Below are 909 nucleotides of genomic sequence, written 5' to 3'. Positions count from 1 at the left end.
CACCAAAGCGAGGTGAGCATGGCGACGGAGGCTCTGTTGCAAAGATTGGCGGCAGTCAGAGGTAGGCTGTCGCTCTGCGCCGATCAGGCGGCTGCTGCGAAATGGTGGTTGAGCATGCCCATGGCCTCCGTCAGCGCCGAGGGCCCAATGCCAAAAGCTCTCTCCACAAGGCGCACCTCGCCCCTGATGCCGGGCTGCAGGCACCAGGGGCGAGCCTGTCCTTTGCGCAGGGCTCGCATGACTTCGAATCCCTTGATCGTGGCATAGGCCGTGGGGATCGATTTGAAACCGCGCACCGGCTTGATCAGTATCTTGAGCTTTCCGTGATCGGCCTCGATCACGTTATTGAGATACTTCACCTGCCGGTGGGCCGTCTCCCGGTCCAGCTTTCCTTCGCGCTTCAATTCGGTGATCGCTGCACCATAGCTCGGCGCTTTGTCGGTATTGAGCGTGGCAGGCTTTTCCCAGTGCTTCAGGCCTCGCAGGGCCTTGCCCAGGAACCGCTTCGCTGCCTTGGCGCTGCGGGTCGGCGACAGGTAGAAATCGATCGTGTCGCCCCGCTTGTCGACTGCCCGGTACAGGTAGGTCCACTTGCCCCGCACCTTGACGTAGGTTTCATCCAGGCGCCAGCTCGGATCAAAGCCACGCCGCCAGAACCAGCGCAGCCGCTTCTCCATCTCCGGGGCGTAGCACTGGACCCAGCGATAGATCGTCGTATGGTCGACCGAAATGCCGCGTTCCGCCAGCATTTCCTCAAGGTCGCGATAGCTGATCGGATAGCGACAATACCAGCGCACCGCCCACAGGATCACATCACCCTGGAAATGGCGCCACTTGAAATCCGTCATCGTTCCGTCCGTCCAATCTCCGCCAAGCATGCTCAAGCTTCACGATTTTTGCAACAGAGCC

At 60.6% G+C, this 909-nt stretch carries 1 protein-coding gene; it reads right to left on the bottom strand.

What is annotated here, in order from left to right; all coding sequences use genetic code 11:
• Window positions 1-83: 83 nt before the first annotated feature.
• Entirely contained in the window at window positions 84-848 is a 765-nt protein-coding gene (locus ACMWKA_RS25665) for an IS6-like element IS6100 family transposase (protein WP_001389365.1), read from the bottom strand.
• Window positions 849-909: the final 61 nt, after the last annotated feature.

Source organism: Enterobacter sp. 03-F-07-AD-ECC, from assembly GCF_047530935.1.
Lineage (GTDB): Bacteria > Pseudomonadota > Gammaproteobacteria > Enterobacterales > Enterobacteriaceae > Enterobacter > Enterobacter cloacae.
Note: the sequence above shows the minus strand (reverse complement) of the source record. Positions and strands in the feature narration are given on the sequence as shown.